This is a genomic window from Rhodococcus rhodnii NBRC 100604 (assembly GCF_001894925.1).
Taxonomy (GTDB): Bacteria; Actinomycetota; Actinomycetes; order Mycobacteriales; family Mycobacteriaceae; genus Rhodococcus_F; species Rhodococcus_F rhodnii.
The window spans coordinates 1-26,070 of sequence record NZ_BCXD01000007.1; the positions used below are offsets into that span (position 1 = coordinate 1).

Here is a 26,070-nt window from a genome sequence, read left to right on the forward strand (position 1 = left end):
GTAAGCCAGCGGTGGCGCGCTCGACCACGGGGCCGTGCCCCGAAACGCAGCGGATCGGCGCCGTTACGCCACCCCGTGACGGTGGCCTCCGAGCTGCCCGTACGGGAAGCTGATGACCGTGAGCACACCGAATCATCCCGGCGACCCCGACCTGCCCGAACCCGACTACCGGTTCACTCTCGCCAACGAACGCACCTTCCTCGCCTGGCAGCGCACGTCGCTCGGCCTCCTCGCCGCGGCGGTCGCCATCATCCAGTTCCTGCCCGACTCGGCCGGAACGTTCACCCGATACGGGCTCGGCGGACTGTTCGGTGCCCTTGCGACGGCGACGTCCATCAGCGGAATCCTGCGGTGGCGCGCCAACGACCGCGCGATTCGTCGCGACGCACCGCTTCCCCAGCCGCGGGTCCTCACCGCCGTCTCCGTCGTCCTGGCCGTCCTCGGCGTCGTGACGCTCACGGCCGCGTTGGTGACGGCGAGCCTGAACCGGTGACGCACACCGCCGGCCCCGGACCCGTCGACCCGGGGCTGCAAGCCGAGCGCACCGATCTGTCCTGGACGCGCACCTCGCTCGCGATCCTCGCGAACGGCGTCCTGCTCGGCGCGAAACACCTGTTCGCACCGCACCATTCGCTTGCTCCGGTCGCGGCCGTCACCGGTGCGATCGCGGTCGTCATCGCCGGGATCGTGTACTGGGTGGGCGTGCGACGGCGGGCCGTCCTCGCGGAACGCCCTCTGCCCGACGCCGTCCGCGCGCCGCGTCCCGTGATGCTCACCGGCGTCGCGATCAGCGTCCTGTGCATCGCCGTCACGGCCGTCGCGATGCTGTGAGACCACCCGGTTGTCCACAGCTCGACGGTTGTCCCCAACTGCAGAAATAGGTCTTGTGTCGAACGGATATTCGAACTAGATTTGTCGCATGGGGTCGGGGGATTCACACACAGCACACGGCGTAGACGCCGCGGGCGTCGAGCCGTGGCAGCTCGGTGACGCCGAACTGTCTGCCGCGGTGCTCGACGTGTCGCGGCAGATCGAGGCGTTGCAGGCACGGCGGATCACCTTGATGGGTGAGCTGATCGAGCGCCGCCTCGCGACCGCAGCGGGCTACCGGGATGCCGGGGCCTGGCTTTCGGCGCATTCGATGCTCGAGATCGGTGAGGCACGCGACGTCGCAGCGCTGGGGACGAGCCTACGGGCGCAGCCCGAGATCGCTGCCGCTGTCGCCGAACAGCGGATTTCGCCGCGGCACGCGAGCATGCTGTGCGGATTCTTCGACACGCCGCCGTCACTGCTCGCGGCACTGGCCGACACCGACCCGGACGAGCACGCGAACGTGATCGCAGCCTGCCGCGACGCGCTCCTCGCGGCCGCAGTGCCAGGCGCGGAGACCGCGACGAGGTCGGTGCGCACGGCGATCGAGACGCTGCGGGCGCGCCTCGACATCGACACCGATGGGCCGACGACCCGTGAACGCGAAGACCTCAACACCCTCACCGTCTCGAACACACTCAACGGCAGAGTCGTGCTGCACGGCGACTTCGACGCCCTCTCGGGTGAGGTGCTGTCGACTGCGCTGTCGAAGCTGTCGGCACCGCGCCCGGCAGCGGACGGCACGCGCGATCCGCGCTCCGCCGGGCAGCGGCGGGCGGACGGGCTGATCGAGATCTGCCGACGTCACCTCGATGCGGGCGACAGCGGACACGAAGCCGCCGAGAAGCCGCACGTGACAGTCCTGATCCACCAGCGAGACCTGACAGCACCACCCGCCGACACAAGTGAGCGACTGAGCGTGTCGGTGACGGCGTTGCTCGACGGGATCCCGCTGCCGTGGATGCCGTGGGGCGGAACCCTCACACCCGAGACGGCGCGGGCAGTGGCATGCGACGCGCAGGTGACGCCGATCGTCATCGACGACCACGGCGTCCCACTGAACATGGGCCGCACCACCCGCCTCGTCACCCCCGCACAGCGACGGGCACTGATGGTCCGCGACCGCGGCTGCGCCTTCCCGAACTGCACCGCACCCGTGAGCTGGTGCGAAGCACACCACATCGAACACTGGGCCGACGGCGGACCCACAGACCTCGACAACACAGTCTTGTTGTGCGGCAAGCACCATCGCCACATCCACCACAGCACCTGGCGGATCATCCCAACACCGCGAGGCAGACCGAGGTTCGAGCCGCCACCCGGCGGGGCACCATCCGACCGGCCACCGAACAGACCTCGGCCCAGCGTGGCGTGACGCTACAACGTCGCTACCTCCAGGACGCCTGCGAACGCGGCGACGAGACGCTCGACGGCGTCGCGGTCGCCGCACACCTCCATGACGTCGAGCCCGCTCCCCTCGTAAAGGACGCCTGCCCAGGCGGAGGAGTCTCCGACCACTGCGGCCTGCGGTGATTCCGCGACGGCCCGCTCGATGGTGAGTTCGTCGTCCCAGCGGAGGCGGTAACCGTACTGCGGGGCGTCCCGGTTCAGCCGGGTGTCGGCCAGTCGCAGTTCGATGTCGAGCGGGGGATTCATCGGCGCCGCCGGTGCCATCGTCAGCATCGACTGGACGATGGCGTCGGGGGTCAGCCCGCACCCGTCGACGTCGCGCAACGGAGATCCGAGCGCCCATCGCGCGAGCGCTTCGAAGATCGGCTGCAGCTGCTTCGCCCAGTTCGTGGCGGCGTACGCGGCGACCCCGGCGGGCGCCGGCAACGTCGTACGGACGACGAGGCCGGAGCCCTCGAGCTGGCGGAGCCTGGCCGTGAGGACGGCCGGGGTGATACCCGGTAGGCATGCCTCGAGTTCGGCGAAGCGCTTGGGCGCCAACAGGAGTTCACGAATCACCGGGTACGTCCATCGATCGCCGAGCAACTCCATGGCGTGCGACGTCGCGCAGGCGTCCCCATGGGACGCGTAGGTGCGTTTGATCGGCATGACGCCATTGTTCCACTATGTACAAACGAGTTGTGGCTATGTTATAAATACCTCATCGTCGGGAGTTTCTGACCGTCAGGTGACCGGGCGGACCGACACCCCACGACACGAGGAGTTCGCCGTGAACGCCGAACGTCCCACCGGCCCCACACGCGGCATCGTCCACTCCGCGGACGGGACACCGATCGCCTGGAGCCGCGCCGGCGCCGGACCCGACCTCGTCATGGTGCACTGTGTCGGGGTCTCCCGCGCGACCACGCCGCAACCCACCCTCCCCGCCGAGCTGGCGCGGCACTTCACCGTGTGGACCTACGATCGTCGCGGCAAGGGTGAGAGCGGCACGGCCGACACGTACGACGTGCAGCGCGAGATCGAGGACCTCGAAGCCGTGATCGGCCTGACCTCCGGACCTGCGACGGTGTACGGCTTCTCGTCGGGCGCGACCCTCGCACTGATCGCTGCCGAGAGCGGGGCACCGATACACCGTCTGGCGCTCCTCGAACCACCCCTCTTCGCTGCTCCCGACCCGGACCGCGAGTTCCTCACCGAAGGTGAGCGGCAGCTCGCCGAGGGGCCGAGATCGCTGCACGAGTGGTTCCAGATACACGTCGTCGGAGTGCCGGACGAGGTGCTGGCCGAGCTGCCACCGGTGGCGGACGAGACACTGCGAGACGCGGCATCGATCCTGCACGAGCTCGCCTTCCTTCCCGGCACACCGGCCGAGCGATTCCGGTCGGTGAGCCGGCCGACGCTGATCGTCGCCTCCGATTCCACCGCACCCGAGATCCACGGGTGGGGTCGCGAACTGGAGGAGCAGCTGCCCGACGCGCGGCTCGAGATCCTGCCGGGCGAATGGCACGGCGTCGACGACGCCACCCTCACAGCTGCGATCGGTCGGTTCGTCGACGGAGCGCACTCGCCACCTGCGTTCGCGTGACGAAGAGCGCTCGCGAGAGGTCGGCGTCCGTCAGGTCCGCGCCACGCAGGTCCGCGCCGAGCAGATCGGTGGCCGTGAGATCACACCCGCGAAGGTCGGCGCCGACGAGCAGCGCACCACGGAGATTCGCGCCGACGAGCCCGACTCTGCGCAGATCGCGCCCCGCGAGGTCGGCTCCAGCGCGATCGAGAGTCGGGGTGCCGTCGGCGCAGTAACCCGCGCGAATCTCGGCGCTGACGGCGATGAGCAGCGTCCGGACGGCGTCGAACACGGCCGGTATCGACTCCGCAGCGGATCGGGGCGGCTCGGCCTGCCCGGTAACCACCTGCTCGGCGAGCACTCGATCACGCAACGACAGCACGCGGCGACGCAGTGTGTCCGCTTCGGCACGGAGTTCGGGGTCGCGGCTCCGTTCGTCGGCTTCGACGAGATACCAGAGCATCTCGTGAAGCCGCGTGCACGAGCCGAACGCACGGAAGACGGCGTCCGCGGTCGCGGCGCCCGCGCGCCACGTCGTGCCGGCGAACGCTCGCGTCACGACCTGCCCGGCGCCGAAGCAGTCGTAGCCGATGCAGCCGTGGTATCCGAGCCCGCGTAGGCGCGAGTGGACGCCGCACCGGAAGTCGGCGGCGAGATGCGAGCACGGCTCACCGGCGGGTTTGGCGACTGGAAAGTCGGCCGACGCATCGAACGCCAATGCGACACAGCACAGTCCGCTGCAGTCGGAGCAGTCGGCGCGCAGCAGGTCACGCCGGAGCGCGAGGCCGGACTCGGGGACGGGAGAAGTGGGGGACGACGACATGAGGATTCCTCGGATGGTGTGGACGGGGCACGTGAACGCCCGGCCGAAGCCGGGCACACGCGTGCGTCGTCGCCACCGAGGAATCGGTGTGAGCGCAGCGGCCGCTGGGCAGGAGATCTCCGCTGAACAGGAGACGTCTCAGGAGCGGTCACACATGTGGGGTACTCGTCATCGCTTCGTACTGTAGCGCCGACGGAGCGCCGCGCGCGAGGACGGGATCGCCAGCAGTCCGAACGCGACACCCACGAGTACGCCGTAGGCGAGGTTCTCGGTGGCGACGACGACCGCGACCGTGACCACCATCGTCGCTGTCTCGCCGATCGGCGCACGGCGAATCACCTTCGGCGCCAGCGACGCCCAGTTCATCGTCGCGAACGAAACCATGATCATCACCGCGACGAGCGCCGCCATCGGGATCACGGCGAGGACCGGCGCCGCGAACACCACGAGGACGAGCAGCGAGAGCCCCGCCACGAACGTCGACACGCGGGTGCGTCCGCCGCACTCCTTGACGTTCATCATCGTCTGCCCGATCATCGCGCAGCCGCCCATCCCACCGAAGAAGCCGGTCACGAGATTCGCGATGCCCTGGCCGCAGCCCTCACGGCGCATGTTCGACGGCGTCCCGGTGATGTCGTCGACCAGTTGCTGCGTCAGGAAGGTCTCGAGCAGGCCGACCATCGCGAGACCGAGCGCGTACGGAAAGACGATCTGCAGGGTCGCGAGCGACAGCGGGACATCGGGGAACAGCAGGTCGGGCAGCCCCGCCCCCACCCTTCCCTCGTCGCCCACCGCCGGGACGTTCAGCGTGAAGACGACCGCCGCGAGGGTATCGTCGCGAACGAAACCATGATCATCACCGCGACGAGCGCCGCCATCGGGATCACGGCGAGGACCGGCGCCGCGAACACCACGAGGACGAGCAGCGAGAGCCCCGCCACGAACGTCGACACGCGGGTGCGTCCGCCGCACTCCTTGACGTTCATCATCGTCTGCCCGATCATCGCGCAGCCGCCCATCCCACCGAAGAAGCCGGTCACGAGATTCGCGATGCCCTGGCCGCAGCCCTCACGGCGCATGTTCGACGGCGTCCCGGTGATGTCGTCGACCAGTTGCTGCGTCAGGAAGGTCTCGAGCAGGCCGACCATCGCGAGACCGAGCGCGTACGGAAAGACGATCTGCAGGGTCGCGAGCGACAGCGGGACATCGGGGAACAGCAGGTCGGGCAGCCCCGCCCCCACCCTTCCCTCGTCGCCCACCGCCGGGACGTTCAGCGTGAAGACGACCGCCGCGAGGGTGAGGAGCGTCGTCGCGACGAGCGGCGCCGGAATCGCGCGGGTGAGCCGCGGGAGCACCACCATGATCACCAGTCCCACCGCAGTGAGGGGGTAGACGAGCCACGGCACGCCGGCGAGATGCGGCACCTGCGCTGCGAAGATGAGGATCGCGAGGCCGTTGACGAAGCCCGTCACCACGCTCGGCGGCACGAATCGCATGAGCTTCGCGACCCCGGCGAGCGAGAGCAGCAACTGGAGCACGCCGCCGAGGAGGACTGCGGCGATCAGGTACTGCACACCGTGTTCGCGCACGAGCGGTGCGAGTACGAGCGCGACCGAGCCGGCGGCGGCCGAGATCATGGCGGGCCGCCCGCCGACGATCGCGATGGTCATCGCGAACAGGAACGACGTCACGAGCCCGATCTGCGGACCGACGCCCGCGAGGATCGAGAACGAGATCGTCTCCGGGACGAGCGCGAGCGCCACGACCATCCCAGCGAAGACCTCGGTGCGGAGTCTGCGTGGATCGCGCAGCACCGCGAGCGTCGCGGACCCGCCCGCGCGGGCGGCGATCCGTCCACGAGCGGTATCGGTGCGCTCGACGACCATGTGATGTCCTTTCCGACGGCGAGCGGGAGGGCGGCGCCGCAGCGCCGCCCTCCCGGCCGACAGGTATTCGATCAGACGAGCACGGCTTCGGTGCGCTCGGGCACGAAGTCGATCGGCGCACCGGCGGGGATCAACTGCTCGCGTTCGGTCGACTCCTCGAAGTCGCGGATGATGCGGCGCGCATGCTGCATCACCCACCAGCGAACGAACGTCTGGTTGACCGCCTCGCGCTCCTTCGGGTCCTCGAGCAGATTGATGATGCGCGCGAAGCCGAGCGGGATCTCGGGATCGTGGAAGTGCTGCTGCCGCTTGAAGCTGACCTTGAACTGCCACCACTTCACGGCGTGGAGTTCCTCGTTGAGCCACACCATGCAGCCCTCGCGGCCCGATTCCTCGGCACCGAAGAAGAACTCGCGCTGATCGATGCCGTCGATCTCACGGTCGGTCGGCACCTCGCAGCCCGCGAGCCGCACGAGCGTCGTGAACATGTCGGTGACGTGCACCATCTCGTTGCTCTCGCGCGGCTGGACGTATCCCGGCCAGCGGATCAGCGCGGGCGTCCGGATGCCGCCCTCGGCGGAGCTGAAGTACGAGCCGTCGAAGAAGCCCGCCGTCCCTCGGCCGGCGAGGTGGTCCTCGGGACCGTTGTCACCGACGAACACGACGATCGTGTTGTCCGCGATCCCGAGCTCGTCGATCTTGTCGAGGATCGACTGGAAGTCGTGATCGAGCATCAGCAGGCAGTCGCCCCAGTCGCCGTTCGACGACTTGCCGCGGAACTCCTCGCGCACCTCCATCGGGAAATGCATGAGCGAGTGGTTGTGGTAGAGGTAGAACGGCTTGTCGTCGGCGACGGCCTGTTCCATGAATCGGTGTGCACGGCGGTCGTATTCGGCGTCGACCTGCCCCTTGAGGGCTACGGTGAGCTGCTCGTCGGTCGTGCGCACGCCGTCGGCCTTGGTGCCGTCGAACATGTACGAGTAGCCGTCGCGGTCACCGTCGTACCACGGGTCGTCGGGCCACAGGCACTCGTCGTACGTGCGTGCGGGACCGTACCATTCGTCGAATCCGTGGTCGGTGGGCCAGCGGCCGTCCTCGGCGCCGATGTGCCACTTGCCGTAGCAGGCGGTGGAATAGCCTGCCTCGGAGAGGATGTCGCCGATCGTGCGCTCCCACGCGACGATGCCGCCGTCGTTACCACCGAGCGCGATGGTGTGATTGCCCGAGCGGATCGGGTACCGCCCCGTCATGAGGGCCGACCGGGTGGGCGTGCACTGCGGCTCGACGACGAAGTGCGAGAGCTTGAGGCTCTCGGCCGCGAAGGCGTCGATGTTCTTGGTGTCGGCGCCGCGCAGGATGCCGCCACCGAAACATCCGAGCTCGCCGAGCCCGAGATTGTCGACGTGGAAGTAGACGATGTTCGGCTGCTTCGCCTTCGCCGACCTTCCGTTCGCGGACGTTCCGTTCGCGTGTGCGGACATGGGTGTTCTCGCTTTCTGTGGGGTGAAACGGGCACAGGTGTCCCCGGAAAGGGGGTTCGGACAAGTTCTGTGGAGGTTCAGCCGCGCGTCAGGCGCGGGTTGACGGTCACGAGCGAGAGCCGGTCGCCGCGGTAGCGCACCGACTCGAGGTCGAAGGGCGTGTCGTCGTCGAGAAAGGTGAGGCGATGGACCAGCAGCAGCGGTGATCCGGGGCGCACCTCGAGCATGCGGGCCGAACCGCGGTCGGCGGCAACGGCTTCGACGGTGTTCTCCGCTCGGCCCAGCCTTACTCCCAGCTCGGTCTCGAGGAGGGTGAAGACGTCGGTCGTGTCGAGATCGGCGCCGCGGACGACGTCGATCGCCTCCGGGCGCAGCGACGTCGTGTCGAGCGAGAGTGCGACGCCGCCCACCGAGCGGACCCGCTCGATGAAGTAGATCGGGCTCCCTTCCTGCACATGGAGTTTCGCGGCGACGAACGGATTCGCAGTGTCCTCGCGTGCCGACACGACACGGTTGACGACGGAGAGCTGATGCCCGGCGAGCGACTCCGCGAGCCCTTCGAGACGATCGAGTCGCTGCCGGAGCTTCGCGCCCGTCACGAAGGTCCCCGCTCCCTGGACGCGCGTGATGAGCCCCTCGGCGCGGAGCAGATCGAGGGCCTCCCGGATCGCATTCCGGCTGACACCGAGATCCGATGCGAGGGTGTTCTCCGGCGGCAGCATCGGACGCGGCGCCGACAGCCCGCCGAATCCGCCGTCGAGGATCTGGGCGCGCAGCACGTCGCGAACCCAGCGCGCGGCGTCCTCACGGGTGCCGGCGTACTTGCGCACCGCGGGGCGCGGAAAGTCCGGCGGCGGGACGCCTCGCCGCGTGGCGGCCCGATCGGGTTCCCCCCGTCGCGGAGTGCTTCCCTCCGGAGCACGTCGTGTCGATGTCATGGTCCCTACTCTCGCAGCCGGGCGTGCCCGGGGCTTTGCCGTTCGATTATGCGATGGTTACGCCGCTCTCGTCTCCGCTACGGCGCAGGTCCAGGGGGTTTCGCGCGGCGTTTCGCTCGAACAACGCCACCACGACGGCCCGTCATACGTCGAGGAATCGGTCGTCGCCGGCGTTCGCGACGATGAAACCGCGGCGAGCCTCGACGTCCTCGCCCATGAGCAGCGTGAAGATCTCGTCGGCGAGCACGGCGTCGGAGATCGTCAGCTGCCGCAGCACGCGCGTCTCGGGGTTCATCGTGGTCTCCCACAACTGCTCGGCGTTCATCTCGCCGAGCCCCTTGAACCGCTGCACCCCGGTCGACGGGTCGATACGCTTCCCGGCCGCCGCCCCCGCGGCCACCAGCCGGTCCCGCTCGGCGTCGGAGTACGCGTACTGCGGCTGCCCCCGCTTCCAGTCGAGCTTGTAGAGCGGCGGCTGGGCAAGATACACGTGCCCGAGTTCGACGAGCGGCCGCATGTACCGGAACAGCAACGTCAGCAGCAGTGTCGAGATGTGCCGGCCGTCGACGTCGGCGTCGGCCATGAGCACGATCTTGTGGTAGCGCAATCCCGCGATGTCGAAGTCGTCGAGGATTCCCGTCCCCAGCGCCGTGACGATCGCCTGCACCTCGTTGTTCTTCAGCACGCGGTCGAGCCGGGTCTTCTCGACATTGATGATCTTGCCGCGCAACGGCAGGATCGCCTGGAACATCGAGTCCCGCCCCGATTTCGCGCTGCCGCCGGCGGAATCGCCCTCGACGATGAAGATCTCGGTGCGTGCCGGGTCGCCCGAGCGACAGTCCGCGAGTTTGCCGGGCAGAGACGCGACGTTGGCAGCGGTCTTGCGGCGCACGAGCTCTCGTGCGCGCCGGGCCGCGAGCCGGGCCTGCGCCGAGGACGCGACCTTGGCGACGATCACCTTCGCTTCGGCGGGATGAGCGTCGAACCAGGCGATCAGGTGCTCGTTGCACGCCTTCTGCACGAAGGAGCGCACCTCGCTGTTGCCGAGCCTCGTCTTGGTCTGCCCCTCGAACTGCGGATCGGCGACCTTGACGGACACGACGGCGGCGAGTCCTTCACGGATGTCCTCGCCGGAGAGGTTCGGCTCCTTGTCCTTGATCAGTTTGTGCTCGCGCGCATGACGGTTGACGACGCCGGTGAGCGCCGCACGAAAGCCCTCCTCGTGCGATCCGCCCTCGCGGGTGTCGATCGTATTCGCGAACGTCCGCACCGACTCGGTGTAACCGGAATTCCACTGCAGGGCGACCTCGACCTCGTGGCCGGCGCCCACCTCACGGAACGCGACGACCGTCGGATGCAGCGGGCTCGCCCCCCGCCCGATGTGCGCGACGAACTCGGCCAGTCCGAGCGGATGACGGAACACGAGCGGTGCCGGTTCGTCCGCGCGTTCGTCGACGAGGACGATCTCGAGACCGCTGTTGAGATACGCCATCTCCTGCAGCCGGCGTGCAACGGTCGCGGTGTCGAAGTCGACGGTCTCGAACACGTCCGGGTCGGGCCAGAAGCGCACCACGGTGCCGGTCCGATCCGTCGGCTCGCCGCGAGCGATCACGCCGGGCACGGCGTACGTGTAGGTCTGCGACCACGCGTGACCGTCGCGGTACACGTCGGCGTCCAGGCGCGTCGAGAGCGCGTTGACGACGGAGACCCCGACGCCGTGCAGCCCACCCGAGACGGCGTACGCACCGCCCTCGGCGTCGAACTTCCCGCCTGCGTGCAGCTGCGTCATGACGACGTCGAGCGTCGGCACTCCCATCGCGTGCAGCGCGACGGGGATGCCCCGGCCGTCGTCGCTCACCTCCGCGCCGCCGCCTGCGAGGAGCCGGACGTGCACCGACGATGCGAATCCCGCCATCGCCTCGTCGACGGCGTTGTCGACGACCTCCCACAACATGTGGTGCAGGCCGCGCTCGCCGGTCGACCCGATGTACATCCCGGGCCGCTTGCGGACGACGTCGAGCCCCTCGAGAATCGTGATCGAGTCGGCGCCGTACTGCTCGACGGCTCGTGTGTGTTCGCTGGTCAGGGTCTGTTCGCTCACGATCCCGCCTCTCCGGTGTCGCGGACGATGCATCGGAACCCGATGTGCCCGGTGGATGCGTCCTCGGTGTGGCCCTGGCGCGCGGCGGGCCGGTAGCGCAGGCAGTAGTTCGGTGCGCACAGATGCGAGCCACCCTTGACGACGCGGCGCGCGAACGCCTCGTCCGCGTCGGGCGGCGGCGCGACGGGATTGCGGGGAACGCAGCAACTCGACGTCGGAGCCAGTTCGCGGCCGCTGTCCGCGTGGCTCGCGGTGTAGTGATCGCGCGTCCACTCCCACACTTTCCCGGCGACATCGAAGAGCCCGAATCCATTGGGCCGGAACTTCTTCACGGGGGACGTTCGCTCGAAACCGTCGGTCGCGAGGTTCTCCCACGGGAAGCGTCCCTGCCACACGTTCGCGGCGGGACGGCCGCCCGGCTCGGGCTCGTCACCCCACACGTACGGCTTCCGGTCGAGTCCGCCGCGCGCCGCGCGCTCCCACTCCGCCTCGGTCGGCAGGTCCTTGCCCGCCCACCGCGCATACGCGAGCGCGTCGAGGTAGGACACGTGCGTGACCGGGTGGCGTTCGCGTCCGCCGACGTTGCTGCCGGGCCCCTCGGGGTGCCGCCAGTCCGCGTGGGGGACGTACTGCCACCAGCGTCGATAGTCGTCGAGCGGGACGGCCGTCGGCGGCGGTGTGAACACCATCGACCCGGGCTTCAGCAGCTCGGGCGCCGCGTCCGGGTAGTCCTCGGCGGCCGGCTGGCGCTCGGCCGTCGTGACGTGCCCGGTGTCCTTCACGAACCTGCGGAACTGCGCGACCGTGACGGGGTGGGTGTCCATCCAGAAGCCGTCGACCGTCACCCGATGGACGGGCCGCTCCTCCGGGTAGAAGTCCTCCGATCCCATCCAGAACGTGCCGGACGGAATCCAGGTCATGTCCTTGCGGGCGATCGGCCCTGGGAGAGTGGTTGATTCGAGCACACCGGCGATGCTGCCAGCGAGATGCGGCCGTGGCGTTTGCGCGAATGTTACGCCACCACGGAGCCGACGTAACGCCAGGTGACGGCGTCCGTGGCGGCGGAATGACTCGGTAACGCCACCTCGCGGAGCGGCGTCACAGCCCCAGTTCCGCTGCCGCCTCGCGCACGGTGTCGATGACGAGGCGCACCGATTCGCGCGGCGTCGCCGTCGCCCGGTGTGCGACGGACACCGTGCGATGGAAGGGATCGGCGAGCGGGACGATGTCGATGCGGTCGGGCAGCAGCGAGAGCCCGAGGTCGGACACGAGCGTCACCCCGAGGCCGGCGGCGACCATCGCGAGGGCGGTCGCCTGCTCCCCGACCTCGTGGACGATCCGCGGCTCGAAGCCCGACTCCTGGCACGCACGCCGCACCGCCTTGCCGAAGTGCGAACGCGGGCCCGAGAGGATCCACGGCCGCTCGGCGAGCCGGTCGAGCGTCAGCGAGTCGGCGTCGCCCCCGCCCGATGCGAGCGCCACGTACATCCGCTCGCGCGCGACGAGTTCGCGTTCGAGGAGCGGGTCCGACCGCATGACGTGATTCGAGTAGTCGATGACGAAGGAGAAGTCGAGCATGCCGTCGCGCACCGCACCGGCGGTCTCCTCCGGCGCGAGTTCCTTCGTCCGCACCTCGATGCCGGGATGCTCCTCGGCGAGCCGCGCGAGCGCCGCCGGAAGCAGCCCCGCGGCGACCGACGCCCACACTCCCGCGGTGAGCCGGGCCGACACTCCGCTGCGCGCGGCCTCCATCGCGACGCCCGCGCGCTCGACCGACGCGAGGATCTCCTCGGCGTGATCGGCCAGCACCGACCCCGCCTCGGTCAGCAGCATCCGGCGGCCCTGCCGTTCGAACAGCCTCGTCCCCGATTCGCGCTCGAGCTGCGCGAGCTGCTGCGAGACCGCCGACACCGTGTAGTTGAGCGACGCCGCGGCGGCCGTCACCGTCCCCCGCCGGCGCAGCTCACGCAGCAGTTTGAGGCGGTGCAGCGAGAACTCCATATCGGAACGATATGCGGCCGCGGCCGGACCGGTGCGGCGACCGTGCACGGGAAGTGAACGATCGCGTCCACGAACCGTAACTGGACGCCCCGGCTTTCCCGAACGCATGCTGTGACCAGGAGCGAAACACGTCTGCGCTCCCGTATCCGTCCACCGATCGACACAGGAGGCGACATGACCATCGCGGATCCTTCCCTCGGCCGAATCGTCTCCGGACGGCAGCAGCCGTCCACCCCCGCGCACGCTCCGGCGCGCGAGCCGTACCTGCGCATGTCGTGGACCGATCCCGAGACCGGCGCCGTCGGCCATCTCGTCGTCGACACGCTCGTGTCCGGACTCGCGACCGGTGGCACCCGGATGCGTGCCGGCTGCACGCTCCGCGAGGTCGAGGACCTCGCCCGCGGCATGTCCAACAAGACCGCGACCTTCGACCTGCCGGTGGGCGGCGCGAAGGGCGGCATCGACTTCGATCCGAAGGACTCGCGCGCCTACGGCGTCCTCACTCGCTTCTGCGAGGCAATGCGCCCGTGGCTCGACCGCCACTGGGTCACGGCCGAGGATCTCGGCGTGCCTCAGCACCTCATCGACGACGTCTTCGACGACCTCGGCATGGGCCAGTCGTATCACGCGGCGATCTCGCGTTCGGCCGATCCCGCACGGACGACCGACCGCGTGCGCGCCGGACTGCACGCGACCGCGCCCGGCGGCCCGCTCGGTGACGTCATCGGCGGGTACGGCGTCGCGCAGGCCTGCCTCGCGGCGACCGAACACCGCGGCTGGGACGTCACGCACACGACGGTCGCGGTGCAGGGCGTCGGCACCATGGGCGGTGGCGCCGCGTGGTACCTGCACGACGCGGGAACGCGCGTCGTTGCGCTCGCGGACGCCCTCGGGACGCTGTACGACCCCACGGGACTCGACGTCCCCGCACTGCTCGAGACCCGCAACGAGTACGGCGAGATCGACCGCGACCGGGTGCCCGCGTCCGTCCACCTCCTGCCGCGCGAGGCCGTGCTGTCGGCGAACGTCGACATCCTCATCCCCGCGGCGGTCTCGTACGCGATCACGGCCGACAACTGCGACGGCGTCACCGCCTCGCTCGTCGTGGAGGCAGCCAACGCGGCGACGACTCCCGACGCCGAAGCGGGCCTGACCCGCCGCGGCATCGCGGTGCTGCCGGACTTCGTCGCGAACGCCGGCGCCGTGGCGTGGGCGTGGTGGCTGCTGCTGGGCTACGTCGACGACGACCCGGCGGTCTCGTTCGAGCGGCTCGGCGCCGAGATGCGCAACCGGGTCTCGGGCCTGTTGTACTCGTGGGATCTCGGCGAGCGTCCGGTGCGTGCCGTCGCCCACGCCGCGATGGGGCAGCGACCGATGTACGCGGAGATCCACATTCCCTGAGTTCGCCCGACTAGCATCGCTTCTGCCCGGCAGTGGCGGCGGCGATGCGGAGGCACGGCGATGGCGGAACGAATCCTGGTGTGTGTCAACTACGGTCACACCGGACTTCGGCTCATCGGCCGGGGAACCGAACTCGCGCGCGAATCGAACGCGGCACTGCACGTGCTCGTGTTCGATTCGCTGCACGAGGAATACAGCAACGACCGCCGACTCGACATCGAGCAGTTCGAGGCGGTCGCACGCGGAGCGGGTGCGGGTTTCGCGCACGTCCGCGGACGCGGGCACGACATCACGACCACGATCCGGCGTGCCGCCGAGGATTTCGGTGCGACGCAGATCGTGATCGGGCAGCGAGTCGAGAGTGTGTGGACGACGTTGCTGGGCGGCTCGATCGTCGACGCTCTCCTCGAGGAGATTCCGACGGCCGATCTGCACGTCGTGCCCGCGCAGCGCGTCGAGGAGCACGACGAGTGGGAGTACGAGGCGGGAGCCCGCGCGTATCTGTGCCGCGGGCCCGGTGAGGACTACGTCCTCTCGTACGACGACGGCGGCCCGGCGAGCGCGGACTCCCGCCCGATCTCGGGAATCTTCTTCAAGGATCTGCAGACCGACTTCGACCACGGCATCTTCGTGTTCCCGCAGGGTGGGCGCGTGCGCGAGGTGACCGTCACGGACGGAGTCGTGCGCCGCGTCGACCTCGAGACCTTGCCCGGCGCCTAGTGTCCGCATGTTCGCTCAATAGTTACCGGACTTTGCTGGACATGTGACGCCACTGCTTGTTATTGGTACCGCAGACGCATGACGTGGGCCACGTCTCCGACAATTTGTGTGCCGGCAGATGCCGATTGGGGGCCGTGTGGCCTTCGATGGCAGTTCCGGTTACGGTCTCAGTTATTGCTCAGCACACGCGTTGTTGCTCACCTGGCAGAGATTGCCGACCTGGCAGAGACAGCTCATCTGGCAAAGGAGCCGAGTTGCGGAAGGAATCCACGATGACCGTCGAGCTCACGCGCACCGATCCGATGCGCACCGAGACGATCCGCCCCGCCACCGACACGACCCGCCCGTGCGCCGACCCCGGTGAGGAGTGGAAGGACCAGGGCTCGTGTGCGGCCCTACGCCACTCGTCGACGGACTTCTTCCCCGAACACCGGGGAACCGACAACCGCGTCGCGTCGGCCGTCGCGGTGTGCCGCGGCTGCCCCGTCGCGGCCCAGTGTCTCGCCTACGCCCTCACCCACGACGAGCGGTGGGGAATCTGGGGCGGGGTCAACATGCACGGCGTCGGCGACGTCCGTCGTGCCGTCCTGCGCGAACAACTCGAACAGCGGTCGCGCGCCGCGCGTTCCGCTGCGTGGTGCGCGGGAATCACTCCGCGAAGCGAACTATCGCGACGGTGATGTTGTCGTGGCCGCCGAGCTCGCACGCGAGGTCGACGAGTTCACGTGCGACGTCGCGATCGGGCCTGCCGTCGTCGAGGGCCTTCGCGACGACCTCGGCGCTCACGAGATCGGTCAGCCCGTCGCTGCACAGGACGACGGCCGAGCCCGGCACCGGGTCGACGACCGAGGTGTGCACCGAGAGCGGGACGTGAATCGCGCCCAGTGCCTGGGTGAGCCCGCCGCCGAAACCGACGTCCGCGACGCTGAGGAGCGTCGGCCGGCCGTCCGCACACCGCAGCACCGTCGAGTCGCCGACGTTGAACGCCAGCAGGCCACCGTCGCCGAGGACGACGACACCGGCCGTCGTCGTGCCCATCCCCTTCATCTCCTCGTGGGTGTCGCCGATGGCGTTGATGTCGTCGGCGACGTCCTGGACACGCTGTGCGAGGAGCGGACGAACGGTGTCGGCGTCACGCGACGCCCTCTCCGATGACGCGAGACCCAGGTCGGTGGTGAGCAACTCCGCCGCCATGCGGCTCGCGAACTCGCCGGCGAGATGACCGCCCATGCCGTCGCAGACCGCGATCGTCGACGGGCGCGAGGCGTCGAGCCGGAGCTCGAGGACACCGGCGGCCTCGCCGTACAGCACCCATCCGTCGATTCCGATGGCGTCCTCGTTGTGATCGCGCACGCGACCACGGTCGGTGACCACCGTCAGCACGCTGTCTGTCATCGCTCCCCTTCCGGGATGCACGTCTCGCTCGCGTACGCCTGTCGACCCCGGAGTCACGCTAGAAGGTTCGACGAGACAAGTACACAGCAAAACCCGGCGCGTCAGCCGGATATCGGCAGCACCGGGGAGCGCGGAAGCCCGCGGCGCCACGCCACCGCGGCCTCGAGTTCGTCGAGAGTCGCGGCCGGCGCCTGCTGCGGCGCGGTGAGATCGGGACGCGCGCGACGGACGGTGTCGGCACAGGTGAGCAGAGCTCGCGCGAGATCCGCGGGACCACGGCGGCGCAGCCAGCCCGGAGCGATCTCGATCCGGGTCACGACGTGCAGGTCGGCCGTCACGGTGACGGCGGCCCTGCCCTCGTGGGTGCCCGCGCGTCCCACGAATCGCGCGCACCCGCGCAGCGCTGCGTCCCTGCGCCGGAACTCGCGCTCCGACGGCGCGTCGAGCAGATGGGCGAGCACGACGCCGCGAGGCGGGAGCACCGCGACCCCGCGCACAGCGGCACGTACCCGCGCGGGCGCACCGGGACGGGTGCCGGCCGCGCGATACGCCGACATCACCTCGGCGGCTGCGAGTTCCGGTGGCACGCGCTCGCACAGGTCCGCGGCGACCTCGACCTCGAGCGGCAGAGCGGCGCCGTCGAGCGACATCCACACCGCCGCATCGAGCGCCCGGTGAGCACGTGAAGTCCTGTCAGTCATGATGATCCCCCTGTTCACCGACGCCTCCCCACGGCGGGCATCGCGACTATAGCGCAGGCCCGATGCGCGAGTTCCGGCCTCGTCCGCCCCGGAACGGCGATCCGGGCAAATCCGCACCGACGCTGGGTGTTCGTGGGTAGCGTCGGGCACGGTCGTACCGCTTCGACACTCACGAAGGGTCGTGACGATGCCCGTACTGCGCCGCGCCTGCGGTTTCGCGCTGACGCTAGCGACGACGCTCATGGTCGCGGCACCGATCGCGCACGCGCAGGACCCGGCGCCTCCCGGGGACCGGACGTCACTGACGTCCCGCACACTCGGCCAGGGTGAGCAGCTCACCTTCCGCGGCAATCAGGACCGGATCACGCTGACCGTTCCCGTTCCGCAGGGCCTGTCTCCCGCGGAACTGACCGCGAACGTCGACCTTCCCGCCAACATCGCGCGCGGGTGGATCGACGTCGAATCCGCGGGACGCGCGATCGGCCGCATCGACCTCCCCCCTGCTCCCGCGACGTCGGAGCCGCTCACGATCCCGCTCGCCGGCGCTCTCGTCGAACGCAATTCGACGACCGTCACCCTGCGCGTCACGCTGCTGCCGCTCGACGCGATCTGCCCCGACACATGGTTCGACCAGGGGACGGTGCTGCGCGACGTCGCGATCGCCTTCGACGGCGAACCGGCCGTGCCGTCCGTCGTCGCCGACTTCCTTCCCCCCGTCCTCGAACAGCTCACGATCTACGTTCCCGGCTCGCCGAACGACGCCGAGCGGGGCGGGGCCGTCGAACTCGCGGCCGCCGTCGTCGCCCACTACGGGACGCAGCCTGTTTCGGTAGACGTCCGCGAACTGCCGCCGCAGAACGTCGTCCCCGCACCCGATCCCGCGTTCTCGCGGTCGATCGTCGTCGAGCGGGGCGAGAATGCGCGAACCGAACTCGTCCCGGAACCGGGGAGCCCGATACCCGCGTTGCGCCTCACGGGCGACGGCGACGCACTGACCGACCAGATCCGGCTCGTGACGACGCAGGTCGCGGCGATCGCGGTGTCGTCCAGCGCCGTCGCGGGATCGCTCGACGATGCGCCCCGGCTCACCTCGGACTCGGCGACCTTCACCGACCTCGGCATCGGCGAACTCAGCGCGACGTCGCACGGCTCGGTGACGGTGAGCCCGATCCTCGATCAGACTCGGATCGGGCACGCGGCACGCGATGTCGGCGTCCGGCTGCAGGGCAGCTACACGCCGCCGCCCGGCGACACGAGCGGGCTGCTCACCGTGAGCGTCGGCGACGACCAGCTCGCGTCGTGGCCCGCGGACGCGTCGGGATCGTTCGACCAGTGGGTCACGATTCCCAACGGCGATCTCCAGCGCGCGACGGCGCTCGACGTCACCTACCGGACGGCGGGCGGCACCAACCAGTGCGGGATCGAGCAGCCCGTGACGCTGACGGTGCTGCCGCAGAGCCACGTCGAGGGAACTCCCACGACGAGCGGACCGCCGTACGGCTTCCAGTCGATGCCGCAGGCCCTCGAACCGAACTTCGAGATCGGCAGCACGACCGGCGAACTCGCCGATCTGCGGCGGGCCGTCCGCATCGTCGCGGGCCTCCAGTCGCTGACGACGGTGCGGCTCGTCCCGGCATGGGCGTCGGCCGAGGACATCGCGTCGTCGGATCGGCCCGCCGTCCTGGTGGCGTCGAACGGCACCCTCCCCGACTCGATCGACCCGCCGCTGACCGAGGACGCGAACGGCACGTTCTCGCTGACGTATCCCGCGGGCGACGGCAGCGATTCGACCGTGACGCTCGGCCAGCAGACGCAGTACGCGGCGCTGCAGGCGTACTGGGCGAGCGGCCGCGGGATGTTCGTCGCGAGCTCGACGGCGACCCCCGGCGAACTCGACCGCACGCTCGACTGGCTCGACGCCGTCCCCGGACGCTGGTCGGGGCTGAGCGGCGACGTGCTCTTCACAGCGCAGGATCGTGATCCCGTCGAACTCACCGCCGATCATCCCGCCGACCCTGCCGCAGCGGCAGGGATGTCCACCGGCGTCGTCGCGGCGCTCGCCGCCGTCGCGGCGCTCCTCGTGATCGGCGTCGTGTTCGCCGTCGTCGCAGCGACACGCCGGCCCCGGCAGCATCCAGGAGCCGAGCCTCCCCGAACCGACGGCTAGGCCCCGGCATGCTGCGGACACAGCCGGAGAAGACGACGGTCCGGGAACTCGCGCTTCGCTGGGCGATCATCGTCGCGCTCGGCTTGGTCGCGTTCTGGCAGACCGACGTCAACATCTGGCAGAGCATGCTCGCGGGGACCGGTGTCGCCTACCTGTTCGCCGTCCCGCTGCTGTGTGCGGTCGCCGCGATCGGCGTCGCGGCGCGGCGGCCACCGGGGCTGCCCATCCACGACCGGCAGACCGACATCATCGTCGGCATCCTCGTCCTGCTGCTGTCGCTGGGCGTGCAGTACCTGCTCATCCCGCGCTTCCGCTACTACTACCTGCTGCTGCACCTCGACCACATCGCGCTGTGGCTGTTCGTCGGCGGCGCCTGCATCCTGCTGTTCGGGCTGCGGGCGACGACGTCGTTCTGGCGGGTCGGGCTGCTCGCCCTGCTGCTGACGCCGAGCCTCTACGTCGTCGCCGCCGCACTCCTCGGCGGCGGAGCGCTCGGCAACGGCCTCGTCATGGCGCTCGCGGCGGCGTTCGCGCTGGCGGCAGGGGCCGCACGCGGCTGGCGTGAGGGTGTCGCGGTCTTCCTCGTGACGTTCGCCGCGGCGTGCGCGATCCTCGTTCCCCTCGTGATCGCGTTCCAGCCGCTCGCGCTGCCGATCGCCCAGCTCGTCCCGTCGCTCACGGCCGCGATCGCCGTCGGCGTCTTCCTGTTCCTGTGGCATCGGCGCGGCGACATCAAGGTGCCGTTGCGGCGCGGCATCCGGCCGCCCTCCACGAGCGGAGTGCGGCGGCGGGTGGTCGTCGTGGCGGTTGCGGCGGTCGCGCTGGCGGTCGCGCCGCTGCCCACCGTGAGCTTCCCCGAACCGCCACCCGGGCCGGTGTGGGCGGGAGCGACGACGCTCGCGGTCCCGGACGGATGGACGCAACAGTCGATCACCGATTACGACTGGCCCAGAAGGTATTTCGGCCCGGGCGCGTCGTTCACCCGGCAGGGCATCGTCGCGAACGAGCCGAGCCCCGCCTGGGACGATCAGGGGCGGCGGCGCGAGATCAAGGTCGACGTCCTCACCGTTCCCGTCGCCGGATCGCTCGTCGTCGAGCCGATCCAGTTCACCTACGACCTGCAGCGCGCGCGGCGGAGCGACGCGCTCGAGGTCGACATCGGTCACGGGATCACCGCGCGGATGTTCACCGTCGTCGACGACAAACTGCTGCTCACCTGGACGACGATGTACTTCACGTGGATTCGAGACGACCGCCATGCGCAGCGCGTGAGCCTCGTCAGCGTCGACAACCACGATCCCGGATCGCCGTTCCCCGAACCCCGGCCGTCGCAGGCGTCGCTGCTGCGCGACTCGCTGTCGGTGCTGTTCCGGGGCACGGCGTCGATCGAGAACGAGACCCCGGTGTTCAAGGACGGCGGCATGATGCAGTCGGTGGCCCGCTCGCTCGTACAGGAGCAGCCGTGGTGACGGGCGGGGCGCCCACGCCGCCGCCGAGCCCCGACCCGCGGCGCAGCGACGCCGAGTTCGAGGCCCACGCACTGCACGACGCCGTCGCGGGGCTCCGCGAACGATCGCCGATCGACTCGGCGTCGACCTCCTTCCATCGCTGGCAGCGCTGGACCGGGTACGGACTGCTCGTGGTGGTGATCGCCGGCCTCGTCCTCGCGCCCGTCGCGACGCTCGTGACGGCGACCTTCGTCGCGACGATCGCCTACCTCACGACGCTCATCGACCGCATCGTGCTGTTCCACCGCGGACTCGACGGCAGCACGATCGTGCGGATCGACGACGAGACCGCGCGGGCGATCCCCGACGACGAACTGCCCACGTACACCGTGCTCGTCCCCGCGTACGACGAACCCGAGGTGATCGGGCAGCTCATCGACAACATGGCGGCGCTCGAGTACCCGCGCCACAAACTGCAGGTGCTCCTGCTGCTCGAAGCCGACGACGAGCGCACGATCGAGGCGGCGCACGCGTCGTTCGAGAGCGACATGGTCGACATCCTCCTCGTCCCGCCCGCGGAGCCGCGCACGAAGCCGAAGGCGTGCAACTTCGGGCTGCACTACTCGACCGGGGAGATCGTCACGATCTTCGACGCCGAGGACCGGCCCGACCCGTTGCAGCTGCGCCGCGTCGCGGCGGCGTGGCGCGAGCTGCCCGAGAACACCGCGTGCGTCCAGGCGAAACTGGCCTTCCACAACGGAGCTCAGAACCTGCTCACCGCGTGGTTCACCGGCGACTACGCGCTGTGGTTCAACTTCATCCTGCCGGGCCTCATGCGCAGCCGCGCCCCGATTCCGCTGGGCGGCACGTCCAATCACCTGTCCATGCGGGTGCTCGACGAGATCGGGGCGTGGGATCCGTTCAACGTCACCGAGGACGCCGATCTCGGCGTGCGCATCGCGCAGTCGGGATACCGCACGGCCGTGCTCGATTCGACGACACTCGAAGAGGCGAACAGCGACCCGATCAACTGGATCCGGCAGCGATCGCGCTGGTACAAGGGCTATCTCCAGACGTGGCTCGTCCACACGCGGCGTCCGCTGCACCTGCTGCGTTCGCTCGGCCCGATGGCGTACTTCCGCTTCCTCACCCTCATGGCGGGGACGCCGCTCATCGCCGCGATGAACATGGTCTTCTGGCTCGTGAGCATCGCGTGGCTGCTCGGCCAGCCGCTCGTCGTCGCCGAGCTCTTCCCGGCCTACGTGTACTTCCCCGCGCTGATCTCGCTCGTCTTCGGCAACAGCGCCGTGATCTACATGAACGTCATCGCGTGCCGCGAGACGGGCAACTCGCGGCTGCTGCTCGCAGCGGTGACGTCACCCGCGTACTGGATCCTCATGAGCATCGCCGCGATCAAGGGCGCCTATCAGCTGCTGTTCGCGCCGTCGTACTGGGAGAAGACGTTCCACGGGCTCCCCGGAACCGGCGACGACACCCCGGCCGCCACCGAAAAGGGCACGGCATGAGGACGCGCTGGTGGATCTTCTGGGGCGCGACGGCGCTCTATCTCGCCGTCGGTCTCTATCTCGCACTGGGGCCGAACTTCCTGGTCGGCGACGCACTCTCGCGGGTCGCGTCCGCGAGGACCGTGCTCTTCAGCCGCGACCCGCATCTCGCGGCGATCGGCTTCATCTTCACGCCGCTCACCGCGATCGTCCAGCTGCCGGCGGTCGCGCTGTCGCCGTGGTGGACGGGCATCACGTCGTACGGGCTCAGCGGGATCGTGATGTCGGCGCCGTTCATGGCGGGCGCCGTCGTCCAGATCCACCTGCTCGCCCGGGAGCGGGGCATCTCGCCCGCGGCCGTATGGATCGTGACCGCCGTGTTCGCCCTCAATCCGATGATCGTGTTCTACGGCGCGAACGGCATGAGCGAGGCGCCGTTCCTGTTCCTCGTGATCCTCGCGGCGCGCAGGATGATCCGCTGGTGCACGACCGACGATGTCCACGATCTCGCTGCGGCCGGGATCGCGCTCGGCTTCGCCTATCTCGCGCGCTACGACGCCGTCGCGGCGACATTCGCGGTGGGCATCCTCGTGTTCGCGGTGACGGCGCTGCGGCGTGGGCGTCGGCGGATCCGGGAGACCTTCTGGCCCGCGTGCACCGACATGGCGGTCGTCATCGCGCCGTCCCTGCTCGCGTTCCTCGGCTGGGCGTTCACGAGCTGGCTGATCACGGGGCAGGCGTTCGCCCAGTTCACTTCGCGTTACGGCAATTCCGCGATTCTCGATCAGAGCGGTGGAGGCGCGACGAACCCGGTCTCGGCGGCGGGATTCGCGATCGCCGAGGTCTTCGCGCTGGGCTGGGCGATCCCGCTGCTGCTGCCGGTCGTCGCCGTCCTCGCGTGGCGACGGCGCGATCTCGAGCCGCTCGTGGCCGTCGTCCTGTTCGGGTCGGTGATCGGGTTCGCCGCGGTGTCGTTCGTGACGGGATCGACGTTCCCGTTCCTGCGCTTCTACATCGCCGCGATCCCGCTCGTCGTGGTACTCGCGATCCACCTCGCGCCGCCCGGCGAGCCGATTCACGAACGCCGCGCCGGCCCGTACGCCGTCGCCCGCACACTCGGGGTGCTCGCACTGCCGCGCCGCGTCGCCGCGCTGGTCGGGGTCGTCGTCGTCACGACGCCCTTCGTGACGGGAGCGTTCATGACGAGCCGCACGTTCGCGCCGCAGGAATACGCGCTCGAAGCGCTCGTGACACCCGACCGCGGCGGGACCGACCGCGCCCACCAGGAAGCGATCATCGCGACGTTCGACACCGAACGCGAACTCGCGGGGTACCTCGACTCACTCGAACTGCCCGACGGCTCCATCGTCATGGACACCGTCTACGGGTTCGCGATCTTCACGGCCACGACGCGGCCGCGGGTCTTCGTCGTGCCGTCCGACTCGGATTTCACCCGCATCCTCAACGACCCGGCGTCCGCGGGCGTGCGGTACATCCTCGCCGTCCCCAACGAAGGACGCGGCGAGTCCGACGCCGTCAACCGCCGCTACCCCACCCTCTACGACACGGGTGGTGACGTCGCGACGCTCGAACTCGAGATCCCCAACACCGGTGACGGACAACCGGTGTGGCGGCTCTACCGCGTGCAGTAGGGGCGGGAAGCCCCGTGGTTCGACGCTCCGAGATCCGCACGACGACATAAAACCCATTCGGCTGCAACTGTTTTGGAAGAATCGATCGAAGTTGACAGCAGTCCGTGCCCTACCTATGGTCTGGTCGTCCAGCTCCTCGCCGATCGATAATCCGAGGTGTCCATGACCATTTCTCCCGCCGGCACCGAAGTCCGGGCGGCCATCGACGCGGTGGTAGCGGGGCCCGGATCGCCCACCGGAGCCGCCAGTCACGCCACGTATCTCCACGACCGCCACATGTTCGCCTTGTGGAACTGGGCCGACGGCGCGCCGGGCGCTGCCCCGCCGGTCGGTGACGTCGAGACGCTTGCCCTGGCGGTCCCGACGCCGGACCTCTCCGGGTTCGCCGTACTCGACGTCCCGTGCGCTCTGGTCGAGCCGGACAGGCTCGCGCACGCGTGCCTGGACTCACCCGGACAGTCGGTCGACGCGTGGCTCACGCTGAGTACCGCAGACGAGTCGCCACTGCCGATCGTCGGGCATGCCATTCCCGATGTCACCGGTGTCGCCGTGACGTCGGCGGGGCACGCCGTGGCAGTCTTTCGCCACACGTGCGCGGTTGCGACCGAACTGCGCACGGTACTGACCGCCGAACTGCGGCCGTATCAAGTCCGCGGGGTGAGCTGGCTGCGCGAGACGGTCGACGCACACGGTGGTGCGGTGCTGGCCGACGAGATGGGCCTCGGCAAAACGCTGCAGGCGATCGGCTTTCTCGTCGGGCGTGCCGACGAGGGGCCACAGATCGTGGTGTGCCCCACGTCGCTGATCGGAAACTGGGCTCACGAGATCGCACGATTCGCGCCCGCCCTCCGGACCTCGATCTGGCGCGGCGGGCCGATGGAGACGCCGGATGCAGGAGCGGTGGTACTCACCGGCTACCCGACTCTCCGCGTGCACGGCGGCCGCATGACGGAACACGACTGGGTCACCGCGGTTTTCGACGAGGCACAGGCGCTGAAGAATCCTCGTACCCGAGTATCGAAAGCTGCACGAGCCGTCGTCGCAGACGCCAAGATCGCGCTGACCGGAACTCCCGTCGAGAATCGACTCGAGGAACTGTGGGCCCTGCTCGATCTGGTCGCACCGCAGCTGTTCGGAAACAGAACGCAGTTCCGGCGCCGGTTCACCCGGCCGATCACGAGCGGTTCGCTCGACGCAGCCACCCGACTACACAAGGCGATCGAGCCGGTCGTGTTGATGCGAAAGAAGTCTCAAGTGGCGGGAACTCTTCCGCCCAAGATCCACACCGACCTTGTCTGCGATCTCACCGAAGAACAGCAGCACCTGTACGACCGACTGCTGGAGAAGGCGATCGACGACGGATTCGGTACCGGAGCACAGCGACAGGCTCGGATACTGGCGACCGTGACCGCGCTCAAACAGGTCTGCAACCATCCGATACTGGTCACCGAGGACTCCGGCGATCTGCCCGGAAGGTCGGGGAAGTTCGACCTGTGCACCGACATCGTCGCCACCAACATCGACACCGACTCGCCGACACTCGTCTTCACCCAGTATCGACAGACGGGTGAACTGCTCGTGCGGCACTTCGATGAACAGTTCCATGTCGGTGTCCCGTTCTTCCACGGCGGCGTGGATCAGGAGGAGCGAGCCGAGATCGTCCGCCACTTCCAGGCAGACGACGGCCCGACCGTGATGGTGCTCAGCCTGAGAGCCGGGGGCACCGGGCTCACCCTCACCCGTGCGGCCGACGTCGTTCACTTCGATCGATGGTGGAATCCGGCAGTGGAAGCGCAGGCCTCCGATCGCGTCCATCGAATCGGTCAGACCCGCACCGTGACCGTCACCACGCTCACCACCCGCACCACCGTCGAGGAGCACATCGCGGCGATGCATTCGCGAAAATCCGCGCTCTCCGATATCGCGGACATGTCCGGTGTCGCCGAGCTGGCGCGGTTGGACGACGACCGACTCGTCGAGACCTTGCGCCGGAAGCGGGCGCGTTGA

The 26,070-nt window shown here is 69.3% G+C and carries 21 protein-coding genes and 2 pseudogenes; 12 read left to right on the forward strand and 11 right to left on the reverse strand.

Annotation, left to right across the window (positions count from 1 at the left end; translation table 11 throughout):
- Nucleotides 1–112: 112 nt before the first annotated feature.
- From RR1_RS06905 to RR1_RS06915, 3 genes are all read left to right on the forward strand, one after another.
- The gene (locus RR1_RS06905) at nucleotides 113–493 is read left to right on the forward strand and encodes a YidH family protein (RefSeq protein ID WP_010837163.1); all 381 of its coding nucleotides are present in this window, start codon (nucleotides 113–115) and stop codon (nucleotides 491–493) included.
- Nucleotides 490–831, forward strand: coding sequence for a DUF202 domain-containing protein (locus RR1_RS06910; RefSeq protein ID WP_010837164.1), 342 nt, complete (start codon nucleotides 490–492; stop codon nucleotides 829–831). The genes RR1_RS06905 and RR1_RS06910 overlap by 4 nt, the downstream gene beginning before the upstream one ends.
- Nucleotides 832–919: 88 nt before the next feature.
- On the forward strand, nucleotides 920–2,245 hold the full coding sequence (locus RR1_RS06915) for an HNH endonuclease signature motif containing protein (protein WP_010837165.1): 1,326 nt from the start codon (nucleotides 920–922) through the stop codon (nucleotides 2,243–2,245).
- Between the two features lie 2 nt (nucleotides 2,246–2,247).
- Here the strand turns inward: RR1_RS06915 and RR1_RS06920 are convergent, their stop codons facing one another.
- Nucleotides 2,248–2,928: a winged helix-turn-helix transcriptional regulator gene (locus tag RR1_RS06920; protein WP_010837166.1), complete on the reverse strand. Its 681-nt coding sequence runs from the start codon at nucleotides 2,926–2,928 to the stop codon at nucleotides 2,248–2,250.
- Nucleotides 2,929–3,049: 121 nt separating this feature from the next.
- Between RR1_RS06920 and RR1_RS06925 the strand changes: the two genes are divergently transcribed.
- Nucleotides 3,050–3,865, forward strand: coding sequence for an alpha/beta fold hydrolase (locus tag RR1_RS06925; protein WP_169847033.1), 816 nt, complete (start codon nucleotides 3,050–3,052; stop codon nucleotides 3,863–3,865).
- On the opposite strand, the gene RR1_RS06930 is transcribed toward RR1_RS06925, so the two are convergent.
- From RR1_RS06930 to RR1_RS06965, 8 genes and pseudogenes are all read right to left on the reverse strand, one after another.
- Complete coding sequence (locus tag RR1_RS06930; protein WP_051111073.1) at nucleotides 3,807–4,667, reverse strand: pentapeptide repeat-containing protein; 861 nt, start codon at nucleotides 4,665–4,667, stop codon at nucleotides 3,807–3,809. The genes RR1_RS06925 and RR1_RS06930 overlap by 59 nt on opposite strands.
- A 237-nt stretch (nucleotides 4,668–4,904) precedes the next feature.
- Nucleotides 4,905–5,498: pseudogene (locus RR1_RS06935) on the reverse strand (SulP family inorganic anion transporter); the annotation flags it as partial.
- Nucleotides 5,498–6,553, reverse strand: a pseudogene (locus RR1_RS06940) (SulP family inorganic anion transporter); the annotation flags it as partial. The pseudogenes RR1_RS06935 and RR1_RS06940, both read right to left, overlap by 1 nt.
- Before the next feature lie 71 nt (nucleotides 6,554–6,624).
- A complete protein-coding gene (locus RR1_RS06945) occupies nucleotides 6,625–8,034 on the reverse strand; it encodes an arylsulfatase (protein ID WP_010837897.1) in 1,410 nt (469 codons plus the stop codon).
- A gap of 77 nt (nucleotides 8,035–8,111) precedes the next feature.
- Entirely contained in the window at nucleotides 8,112–8,864 is a 753-nt protein-coding gene (locus tag RR1_RS06950; protein WP_010837898.1) for a GntR family transcriptional regulator, read from the reverse strand.
- A gap of 250 nt (nucleotides 8,865–9,114) precedes the next feature.
- Nucleotides 9,115–11,058, reverse strand: coding sequence for a DNA topoisomerase (ATP-hydrolyzing) subunit B (gyrB, locus tag RR1_RS06955; RefSeq protein WP_040772896.1), 1,944 nt, complete (start codon nucleotides 11,056–11,058; stop codon nucleotides 9,115–9,117).
- A gap of 11 nt (nucleotides 11,059–11,069) precedes the next feature.
- Nucleotides 11,070–11,993, reverse strand: a complete 924-nt coding sequence (locus tag RR1_RS06960; RefSeq protein WP_040772872.1) for a formylglycine-generating enzyme family protein — start codon at nucleotides 11,991–11,993, stop codon at nucleotides 11,070–11,072.
- 178 nt (nucleotides 11,994–12,171) lie between these two features.
- Entirely contained in the window at nucleotides 12,172–13,074 is a 903-nt protein-coding gene (locus RR1_RS06965; protein ID WP_010837901.1) for a LysR family transcriptional regulator, read from the reverse strand.
- A 174-nt stretch (nucleotides 13,075–13,248) separates the two neighbouring features.
- Here RR1_RS06965 and RR1_RS06970 point away from each other — a divergent pair, with 174 nt between their 5' ends.
- From RR1_RS06970 to RR1_RS06980, 3 genes are all read left to right on the forward strand, one after another.
- Nucleotides 13,249–14,475, forward strand: coding sequence for a Glu/Leu/Phe/Val dehydrogenase dimerization domain-containing protein (locus RR1_RS06970; RefSeq protein WP_010837902.1), 1,227 nt, complete (start codon nucleotides 13,249–13,251; stop codon nucleotides 14,473–14,475).
- 60 nt (nucleotides 14,476–14,535) lie between these two features.
- Complete coding sequence (locus tag RR1_RS06975; RefSeq protein ID WP_010837903.1) at nucleotides 14,536–15,195, forward strand: universal stress protein; 660 nt, start codon at nucleotides 14,536–14,538, stop codon at nucleotides 15,193–15,195.
- Between the two features lie 272 nt (nucleotides 15,196–15,467).
- Nucleotides 15,468–15,875 (forward strand): WhiB family transcriptional regulator, encoded by a 408-nt coding sequence (locus RR1_RS06980; protein WP_051111129.1) that lies wholly within the window; start codon nucleotides 15,468–15,470, stop codon nucleotides 15,873–15,875.
- On the opposite strand, the gene RR1_RS06985 is transcribed toward RR1_RS06980, so the two are convergent.
- Together RR1_RS06985 and RR1_RS06990 are read right to left on the reverse strand one after the other, a co-directional pair.
- Nucleotides 15,844–16,590: a PP2C family protein-serine/threonine phosphatase gene (locus RR1_RS06985; RefSeq protein ID WP_051111130.1), complete on the reverse strand. Its 747-nt coding sequence runs from the start codon at nucleotides 16,588–16,590 to the stop codon at nucleotides 15,844–15,846. The genes RR1_RS06980 and RR1_RS06985 overlap by 32 nt on opposite strands.
- Nucleotides 16,591–16,691: 101 nt before the next feature.
- Nucleotides 16,692–17,291, reverse strand: a complete 600-nt coding sequence (locus RR1_RS06990) for a hypothetical protein (protein WP_143153746.1) — start codon at nucleotides 17,289–17,291, stop codon at nucleotides 16,692–16,694.
- 187 nt (nucleotides 17,292–17,478) lie between these two features.
- On the opposite strand from RR1_RS06990, the gene RR1_RS06995 reads away from it, so the two are divergent.
- The 5 genes from RR1_RS06995 to RR1_RS07015 all read left to right on the forward strand — a co-directional run bounded on the left by RR1_RS06995 (nucleotide 17,479) and on the right by RR1_RS07015 (nucleotide 26,070).
- Entirely contained in the window at nucleotides 17,479–19,458 is a 1,980-nt protein-coding gene (locus RR1_RS06995; RefSeq protein ID WP_040772904.1) for a hypothetical protein, read from the forward strand.
- 8 nt (nucleotides 19,459–19,466) lie between these two features.
- Nucleotides 19,467–20,927: a hypothetical protein gene (locus RR1_RS22835; protein ID WP_010837908.1), complete on the forward strand. Its 1,461-nt coding sequence runs from the start codon at nucleotides 19,467–19,469 to the stop codon at nucleotides 20,925–20,927.
- Entirely contained in the window at nucleotides 20,921–22,432 is a 1,512-nt protein-coding gene (locus RR1_RS07005; protein WP_010837909.1) for a glycosyltransferase, read from the forward strand. The genes RR1_RS22835 and RR1_RS07005 overlap by 7 nt, the downstream gene beginning before the upstream one ends.
- Nucleotides 22,429–24,063, forward strand: coding sequence for an ArnT family glycosyltransferase (locus tag RR1_RS07010; RefSeq protein ID WP_010837910.1), 1,635 nt, complete (start codon nucleotides 22,429–22,431; stop codon nucleotides 24,061–24,063). The genes RR1_RS07005 and RR1_RS07010 overlap by 4 nt, the downstream gene beginning before the upstream one ends.
- 276 nt (nucleotides 24,064–24,339) lie before the next feature.
- Nucleotides 24,340–26,070 (forward strand): DEAD/DEAH box helicase, encoded by a 1,731-nt coding sequence (locus tag RR1_RS07015; RefSeq protein WP_040772877.1) that lies wholly within the window; start codon nucleotides 24,340–24,342, stop codon nucleotides 26,068–26,070.

Excerpts from the sequence above, each read along its gene's own strand:
- RR1_RS06985 (WP_051111130.1), bottom strand. The coding sequence starts at position 16,590 with ATGACAGACAGCGTGCTGACGGTGGTCACCGACCGTGGTCGCGTGCGC.
- RR1_RS06975 (WP_010837903.1), top strand. The coding sequence starts at position 14,536 with ATGGCGGAACGAATCCTGGTGTGTGTCAACTACGGTCACACCGGACTT.
- RR1_RS06965 (WP_010837901.1), bottom strand. The coding sequence starts at position 13,074 with ATGGAGTTCTCGCTGCACCGCCTCAAACTGCTGCGTGAGCTGCGCCGG.
- RR1_RS06960 (WP_040772872.1), bottom strand. The coding sequence starts at position 11,993 with ATGACCTGGATTCCGTCCGGCACGTTCTGGATGGGATCGGAGGACTTC.
- RR1_RS06980 (WP_051111129.1), top strand. The coding sequence starts at position 15,468 with ATGACCGTCGAGCTCACGCGCACCGATCCGATGCGCACCGAGACGATC.
- RR1_RS07015 (WP_040772877.1), top strand. The coding sequence starts at position 24,340 with ATGTTCGCCTTGTGGAACTGGGCCGACGGCGCGCCGGGCGCTGCCCCG.
- RR1_RS06945 (WP_010837897.1), bottom strand. The coding sequence starts at position 8,034 with ATGTCCGCACACGCGAACGGAACGTCCGCGAACGGAAGGTCGGCGAAG.
- RR1_RS06995 (WP_040772904.1), top strand. The coding sequence starts at position 17,479 with ATGCCCGTACTGCGCCGCGCCTGCGGTTTCGCGCTGACGCTAGCGACG.
- RR1_RS07010 (WP_010837910.1), top strand. The coding sequence starts at position 22,429 with ATGAGGACGCGCTGGTGGATCTTCTGGGGCGCGACGGCGCTCTATCTC.
- RR1_RS06990 (WP_143153746.1), bottom strand. The coding sequence starts at position 17,291 with ATGACTGACAGGACTTCACGTGCTCACCGGGCGCTCGATGCGGCGGTG.
- RR1_RS06905 (WP_010837163.1), top strand. The coding sequence starts at position 113 with ATGACCGTGAGCACACCGAATCATCCCGGCGACCCCGACCTGCCCGAA.
- RR1_RS06930 (WP_051111073.1), bottom strand. The coding sequence starts at position 4,667 with ATGTCGTCGTCCCCCACTTCTCCCGTCCCCGAGTCCGGCCTCGCGCTC.
- RR1_RS06970 (WP_010837902.1), top strand. The coding sequence starts at position 13,249 with ATGACCATCGCGGATCCTTCCCTCGGCCGAATCGTCTCCGGACGGCAG.
- RR1_RS06915 (WP_010837165.1), top strand. The coding sequence starts at position 920 with ATGGGGTCGGGGGATTCACACACAGCACACGGCGTAGACGCCGCGGGC.
- RR1_RS06920 (WP_010837166.1), bottom strand. The coding sequence starts at position 2,928 with ATGCCGATCAAACGCACCTACGCGTCCCATGGGGACGCCTGCGCGACG.
- RR1_RS22835 (WP_010837908.1), top strand. The coding sequence starts at position 19,467 with ATGCTGCGGACACAGCCGGAGAAGACGACGGTCCGGGAACTCGCGCTT.